General features: G+C 73.9%; 7 protein-coding genes. 5 read left to right on the plus strand and 2 right to left on the minus strand.

What is annotated here, in order from left to right:
• Positions 1-138: 138 nt before the first annotated feature.
• From E1264_RS37325 to polX, 5 genes are all read left to right on the plus strand, one after another.
• Positions 139-1077: an ABC transporter ATP-binding protein gene (locus tag E1264_RS37325; protein ID WP_132181398.1), complete on the plus strand. Its 939-nt coding sequence runs from the start codon at positions 139-141 to the stop codon at positions 1075-1077.
• Between the two features lie 2 nt (positions 1078-1079).
• Positions 1080-1838, plus strand: coding sequence for an ABC transporter permease (locus tag E1264_RS37330; protein WP_132181410.1), 759 nt, complete (start codon positions 1080-1082; stop codon positions 1836-1838).
• Positions 1839-1841: 3 nt separating this feature from the next.
• Entirely contained in the window at positions 1842-2780 is a 939-nt protein-coding gene (locus E1264_RS37335) for an EamA family transporter (RefSeq protein ID WP_132181400.1), read from the plus strand.
• A gap of 65 nt (positions 2781-2845) precedes the next feature.
• Positions 2846-3682 carry a proteasome subunit beta gene (gene prcB / locus E1264_RS37340; protein ID WP_132181402.1) on the plus strand — a complete coding sequence of 279 codons (837 nt, stop codon included), beginning with the start codon at positions 2846-2848 and terminating at the stop codon, positions 3680-3682.
• Between the two features lie 61 nt (positions 3683-3743).
• A complete protein-coding gene (gene polX / locus E1264_RS37345) occupies positions 3744-5471 on the plus strand; it encodes a DNA polymerase/3'-5' exonuclease PolX (protein WP_132181404.1) in 1728 nt (575 codons plus the stop codon).
• Here the strand turns inward: polX and E1264_RS37350 are convergent.
• Entirely contained in the window at positions 5459-6460 is a 1002-nt protein-coding gene (locus E1264_RS37350) for a COX15/CtaA family protein (protein ID WP_132181406.1), read from the minus strand. The genes polX and E1264_RS37350 overlap by 13 nt on opposite strands.
• A gap of 48 nt (positions 6461-6508) precedes the next feature.
• Positions 6509-7616: PrsW family intramembrane metalloprotease (locus E1264_RS37355; protein WP_132181408.1), on the minus strand; the 1108-nt coding region annotated here is incomplete at its 5' end.

Here is a 7616-nt window from a genome sequence, read left to right on the forward strand (position 1 = left end):
GGCGACAGGCGGTCAATTCCCCCGCCTCACGTGGGCGAAACTAGATCCACTTCCGCCCTGGGGCTTTACCGCGCCTTCACCGTCCCGGCGGCGGGACCGGGCGCGGGGCCGCCGCTCCACCGACCTAAACTCGTGGGCATGACACCCCCCGGAGACGGCGCCGTCGAGCTGCGCGGGCTCGTGAAGCGCTATGGCCCGGCCGGCGGCGCGCCGCCCGCCGTGGACGGCCTGTCGCTCACCGCCGCCCGGGGCGCGGTCACCTCGCTGCTCGGCCCGAACGGCGCGGGGAAGACCACCACGATCGAGATATGCGAGGGGTTCCGGCGGGCCGACTCGGGAACGGTCCGCGTCCTCGGCCTCGATCCCGTCGCCGACGGGCGGGCGCTGAAACCGAGGGTCGGGGTGATGCCGCAGTCGGGCGGCGTGCCCGGCACGGCCCGCGCGGGCGAGTTCCTGCGGCTCGCCGCCTCGTTCCACGCCTCGCCGCTGGACGCGTCCGCGCTGCTGGAGCGGCTCGGGCTCGCCGGGCACGCCCGCACGCAGGTCCGCCGCCTGTCGGGCGGGCAGCAGCAGCGGCTGTCGCTGGCCGTCGCCGTCGTCGGGCGCCCCGAGCTGGTCTTCCTCGACGAGCCCACCACCGGCCTCGACCCGCAGGCCAGGCACGCCACCTGGACGCTGATCGAGGAGCTCCGCGCCGCCGGGGTGTCGGTCGTCCTGACCACGCACAACATGGAGGAGGCCGAGCGCCTCTCCGACCACGTCGTCATCGTCGACCACGGCAGGGTCGTCGCCGAGGGCGCCCCGGAGGCGCTGACCGGCGCGGAGCGGCAGCTGCGCTTCCGCGCCCGGCCCGGCCTCGGGCTGGAGGAGCTGCTGTCGGCGCTGCCCGCCGGGAGCGCCGCCAAGGAGTCGCCCGCCGGGCACTACCTGATCGAGGCGGACGTGAACCCCGAGCTGCTCGCCACCGTCACCGCCTGGTGCGCCTCGCACGGCGTCATGACCGAGGACCTCCGGATCGAGCGCCGCACCCTGGAGGACGTCTTCCTCGAACTGACCGGACGGGAGCTGCGCCCGTGACCATGGACCTGTCCCCCGCGCCCGGGGCCGCGCCGCTGCCGCGGATGATCCTCTCCCAGGCCGCGTTCGAGGTCCGCGCCGTGCTGCGCAACGGCGAGCAGCTGCTGCTGACGCTGATCATCCCGGTGGTGCTGCTGGTGCTGTTCAGCGCCACGTCCCTGCTCGACCTCGGCCCCGGCCGCCGCATCGACTTCCTCGCGCCGGGCGTCCTCGCGCTCGCGGTGATGTCGACGGCGTTCACCGGGCAGGCGATCGGGACGGGCTTCGAGCGCCGCTACGGCGTCCTGAAGCGGCTCGGCGCGACGCCGCTGCCGCGCGGCGGGCTCATCGCCGCCAAGACCCTCGCCGTCCTCGCCGTCGAGGCGGTGCAGGCCGCCGTGATCTGCGCGGTGGCGCTGGCGCTCGGCTGGCACCCCTCCGGCGACCCCGGCTCGGTGATCGTCCTGCTGCTGCTCGGGACGGCCGCGTTCAGCGGCTTCGGGCTCCTCATGGCCGGGACGCTGCGCGCCGAGGCCACCCTCGCCGCCGCCAACCTCGTCTACATCCTGCTGCTGGCCGCCGGCGGCGTCGTCTTCCCGCTGGAGGAGTTCCCGAGCGGGGTCCGCGACGCGCTGGGGCTGCTGCCGATCTCGGCGCTGGCCGAGGGCCTGCGGGACGTCCTCCAGGACGGCGCCGCGCTCCCCGCCGCCCCCCTCCTCGTCCTCGCGGTGTGGGCCGCGGCGGGGCTCGTCCTGGCCGGGAGGTTCTTCAAATGGGAGTAGTGCATGGCGCTCGCTGAGGCGCCCGGGTCGTTCGGCGGCGCGACGCGGGCGTCCGGGCGCGGACGCACGCTGTCGCTCGGGTCGGTGCCGCCGCCCGCGCTGATCCTGCTCGGCATCATCTCGCTGCAGGTCGGGGCCGGGATGGCCAAGCACCTGTTCGACCGGCTGCCGCCGAGCGCGGTGGTGACGATCCGGCTGCTGACGTCGGCGATCGTGCTGGGCATCCTGGCCCGCCGGGCGATGCGGACGATCCTGCGCGACCACTCCCGCTCCAGCCTCGCCATCGCCGCCTGCTTCGGGCTGGCGCTGGCGCTGATGAACTTCTCGATCTACCAGTCGTTCGCGCGGATCCCGCTGGGCGTGGCGGTGACGATCGAGTTCCTCGGGCCGCTGACGGTGGCGATCGTCGCGTCCCGGCGTCCGAGGGACGCGCTGTGGGTCGTGCTGGCCGGGGCGGGCGTGGTCCTGCTGGCCAGGGGCGGCAGCGACGACCTCGACCCGGTCGGCATCGCGTTCGCGCTGCTCGCCGGGGCGTGCTGGGCCGCCTACATCCTGCTGACCGCCGCCACCGGGCAGCGGTTCCCGGGCTCCAGCGGCCTGGCCCTCGCCAGCGTCATCGGGTCGGTCGCGATCCTGCCGCTGGGCGTCGCGTCCGCCGGGTCGGCCCTTCTGGACCCGTGGCTGCTGCTGATCGGCCTCGGCGTCGGGCTGCTGTCGTCGGTGATCCCGTACTCGCTGGAGCTGGAGGCGCTGCGGCGGATGCCCGCCCGCGTCTTCGGGATCCTGATGAGCCTGGAGCCCGCGGTGGCCGCGCTGGTCGGGATGGCGCTGCTCGGCGAGATCCTCACCGGGCGCCAGTGGGTCGCGATCTGCTGCGTCATCGTCGCCTGCGCGGGCGCCACCCGCAGCCAGAAGGATCCGCCCGAGGCGCCCGAAGCCTGAGTGGCGGGGGGCTGTGGCAGCGTGGAAGGATCGGATCAAGGATCGTCCAGCGGAGAGGAGCCGCCGTGATCGGCCGGACCGAGGACCAGGGGATCCCGCCCGAGTTCTTCGAGGCGGGGTCGGCGTCGTTCGTCGACTTCCTGCGCGTCCACTCCCCCGAGCTGCTGCCCGTCAACCGGGTGCCGGACGGGGACGTTCCCGAGCTGCCGCACGGCACGACCGTCCTCGCGCTGACGTTCCCCGGCGGGGTCATGATGGCGGGCGACCGGCGCGCCACCCAGGGCAACCGCATCGCCTACCGCCGCCTCGACAAGGTGCAGCGGGGCGACGAGTACTCCGCCGTCGCGTTCGCCGGGACGGTCGGGCTCGCGCTGGAGATGGTCCGGCTGTTCCAGGTGGAGCTGGAGCACTACGAGAAGATGGAGACCGTCCCGCTGTCGCTGCCGGGCAAGGCCCGCCGCCTCGGCGCCGTCATCCAGGCCAACCTCGCCCAGGCGCTGCAGGGCCTCGCGGTCGTCCCGCTGTTCACCGGCTACGACCCCGACAGCGGCGAGGGGCGGATCTACACCTACGACATCACCGGCGCCCCGCAGGAGGCCCGCGACTTCCACGCCGACGGCTCCGGCTCCCCGTACGCGCTGGGCGCGCTGAAGAAGCTGTACCGGAACGACCTGTCGGTGGAGGACGCGGCGACGGTCTGCGTCCAGGCCCTGTACGACGCGGCCGACGACGACACCGCCACCGGCGGCCCCGACCCGACGCGGCGCATCTACCCGACGATCGCGGTCGTCACCGAGGACGGCTACCGGCGCCTGCCGGAGGAGCAGGTCTCGGCGATCGCCGACGAGGTCCTGCGCGCCCGGATGGACGACCCGAACGGTCCCGTCGCGCCGCTGCGCTGACCCGCGCCGACCTGCGTCCCGGGCTCCGGGAACGTCGGACCCGGCTTCTAGACTCGAAGGCATGGCACGGGCGAACGACGAGGCTGCGGCCCTCATCCAGGAACTGGCCGACCTGCTGTCCATCACCGGCGGCGACGCGTTCAAGATCAGGGCGTACGAGAAGGCGGCGCGGGCGATCGCGGGCCATCCCGACGACATCTCCGGCCTCGACCTCGCCGGGCTCCGCGCGATCCCGACCGTGGGCGAGGCGATCGCGAAGAAGGTCCTCGACTACAACGAGACCGGCACCATCCGGCAGGTCGAGGAGCTGCGCACGCAGATCCCCGCCGGGGTCAGGGCGCTGACCGCCATCCCCACGCTCGGCCCGAAGAAGGCGCTCGCCGTGTACGAGGCGCTCGGGATCTCCTCGGTCGACGAGCTGGCCGCCGCGATCAAGGAGGGGCGGCTGAAGGGCCTGAAGGGCTTCGGCGCGAAGACGGAGGAGAACATCCTCCGCGGCATCGAGCTGATGCGGAGCGCCGGGGAGCGCGTGCTGGTCGACGCCGCCGCGAGCGTCGCCGACGAGGTCGTCGCGGCCCTGTCCGGGCTGCCGCAGGTGGAGCGCTGCGAGCACGCCGGGTCGCTGCGCCGGATGCGGGAGACGATCGGCGACGTGGACGTCCTCGCCGCGTCCCGCGACCCGCACCCGATCATGGAGGCGTTCACGGCGCTGCCGTTCGTCGCGGAGGTCATCGCGAGCGGCGACAAGAAGACCTCGGTCCGCACCGCCAAGGGGCTGCAGGTCGACCTGCGGGTCGTCCCGCCGGAGTCGTGGGGCGCCGCGCTGCAGTACTTCACCGGGTCGCAGGCGCACAACATCCGCACCCGCGAGATCGCCGTGAAGGCGGGCCTGAAGCTGTCCGAGTACGGGCTGTTCGACGCCGAGTCGGACGAGCTGATCGTGTCGGAGACGGAGGAGGAGGTCTACGGGCGGCTCGGCCTGCCGTGGGTCCACCCGACGCTCCGCGAGGACGCCGGCGAGATCGAGGCCGCCCTCGCCGGGGAGCTGCCCCGGCTCGTCACCGTCGGCGACCTGCGCGGCGACCTGCACAGCCACACCGACCTGACCGACGGCGTCGCGTCCCTGGAGGACATGGTCGCCGCCGCGCACGCCCGCGGCCTGGAGTACTACGCGATCACCGACCACGCGCCCAACCTGGTGATGCAGCGGATGACGGACGAGAAGATGCTCGCCCAGCGCGCCCAGGTCGCCGAGCTGCAGAAGCGGTACCGCGATCTGACGCTCCTGCACGGCACCGAGCTCAACATCGACCCGGACGGCGGCGTCGACTGGGACGCCGGCTTCCTGTCCGGGTTCGACGTGTGCGTGGCGTCCGTCCACTCGCATTTCACGCAGGACCAGGCGGCGATGACGCGGCGGCTCGTCCGCGCGTGCGAGAACCCGCACGTCCACGTCATCGGGCATCCGACCGCCCGGAGCATCGGCCGCCGCCCGCCCGTCGACGCCGACTGGGACGAGGTGTTCCGGGCCGCCGCCCGCACCGGCACCGCGATGGAGATCGACTCCTTCCCCGACCGGCTCGACCTGCCCGCCGACCTGGTCCGCCGCGCCAAGCGCCTGGGCGTGAAGTTCTCCGTCGACACCGACGCGCACTCCCTCGGCCACCACCGCAACATCCGCTACGGCGTCGGCACCGCGCAGCGCGGCTGGCTGACGCCCGACGACGTCATCAACACCTGGCCGCTGGACCGGCTCCGCGAGTTCCTGCGGAAGGGTCAGGCGGGTTGAGTCTCGGCCGCCGGGGCGGGGGCAGCCGGTTCCTCCACCTGGCCCGCCGCCGGTACGGGCCCGCGGTCGCGCAGCGCGAAGTAGAGCCGGAACGCCGCGAGCCACATCAGCACCGAGCCGAGCATGTGCAGCAGCACCAGGCCCTCCGGGACGCCCAGGAAGTACTGGACGTACCCCACGACGCCCTGCGCGACGATGAGGCCGGCGAGCTCGTGCCCGCGGCGGCGCGCCGCGGCCGGAGCCCCGCCGCGGTGCAGCACGATCACGACGATCACCGTAAGGGCGGTGGTGGCCCAGGCGAGCAGGCTGTGGATGCGGGCGACGTCGGTGATGTCGAAGCCGTAGCGGCGGGCCTCGGCGTCGCCCGCGTGCGGGCCGGTGCCGGTGACGACCGTGCCCGCGACCATGACGGCGGCGCAGGCGGCGATCAGCGCGACGGTGAGGCGGCGCGTCCACGGCCCGGCGAGCGGCCGGGGCGGCGCGTCGCCCTCACCGGCCCGGATCCACAGGCCCACGCAGAAGACGAGCAGGGCGGGCGACACCAGGAAGTGCAGCGACACGGCCGCCGGGTGCAGCTCGGTCAGGACGACGATCCCGCCGATCAGCGCCTGCGCGAACACGCTCATCGGCTGCGCCAGCGCCCACCACACCAGGCCCTTGCGGCGCGGGCGGAGCCGCAGCGCCGCGACGAACACCAGGGCGCCCGCGGCCAGCACCACGAAGGTGATCAGCCGGTTGCCGAACTCGATCGACATGTTGAGCACGTGGTGCTCGGGGTTGTGCGTGGGGACGAGGCTGTCGCCGGAGCAGCGCGGCCAGTCGGGGCAGCCGAGCCCGGACTTGGTGACCCGGACGGCGCCGCCGCTGACGACGATGACCACGTTGCCGACGACGCCGAGCAGCGCGAGCAGCCGCAGCGACCCGGGCGTCGGGCGCCACACGGCGTTCCAGGCCCGGTTCAGGAGGTTGGAGGAGGGTCGCTCTGCCACGGCACCAATCGTATGGGCGGACGCCCATGCCCCCGATCCGGCCCCCGGTCACGGCCTGTAGGGTCCCGGCGGTCCGGGCGGCGGTCCGGGCGGCGGTCCGGGCGGCGGCTGCGTGAATCCGGACGGACCCTGCCCCGCCCACGGCGGGCCCGCCGCCCCGAAGCGCGGAGGGGTCCGCAGGAACGCCTGCCTGGCCAGCGACATCAGCCCGAGCAGCGCGTCGCGGCGGGCGACGAACCAGCGCTGGTCCGCGACGCCCCGGTCGGCGCGCTTGTGCAGCAGCGCCAGCTCCGTCGCCGCGAGCTGGTAGTCGGTCATCGCGCGGGCCGCGGTCCTGCCGCCGACGGTGCGGGCCCAGCGGCGCGCGACGCGGCGGGCGGGCATCGAGCGCAGCATCCGCACGTCCTGCGGCGTGACCAGGCCCGTCCCCGCGTACATCGGCAGGTACGCCTCGATCCGGCGGACCGTTCCCCTGCGCTCCACGAACACGATGACGATCAGCGCGACGAGGACGCAGAAGTCCAGCGCGTAGACGACGGCGAGGCCGCCGAGGCCCAGCGACGCGCCGCCGTTCCAGAGCCCGTGCAGGATCATCGCGCCGAGCAGCCCGGCGATCGGCGCGGCGAACTGGCCCCTGCGGTGCGTGGCGGCGTAGGCGACGCCGAGCCCGGTCATCGAGGTGAACAGCGGATGGCTGAGCGGCGCGATCAGCCCGCGCAGCACGAACACCGCCGTGAGCTGCTGCGCGCCGCCCTCGTCGTAGGCGCGCATGTAGTAGGTGATGTTCTCCATCATGGCGAAGCCGAGGCCGACCATGGCGGCGTAGATGATGCCGTCCGCGAAGCCGTCGATCTCGTTGCGGCGGAACCACAGCAGGCCGAACAGGACGGCGCCCTTCAGCGTCTCCTCGATGAGCGGCGCGCCGAACGTGGCGCTGACGAAGTGGCCCTCCGCCTCCCCGAAGATCGGGACGGTCACGTACAGCAGCCCGGCGGTGTTGAGGACGAGCGCGCCGAGCACGGCGATGCCCGCGCCCCACAGGAAGGAGAAGACGAGCGCGCGCGGCGGCTCGGGCTCCAGCCGGTCGAGGGTGAGCGCGAGCGCGATCAGCACGGGGATCGGGACGATGGCGAGGAGCACCCCCACCCAGAACCCC

Source organism: Actinomadura sp. KC216 (assembly GCF_004348535.1).
Taxonomy (GTDB): domain Bacteria; phylum Actinomycetota; class Actinomycetes; order Streptosporangiales; family Streptosporangiaceae; genus Spirillospora.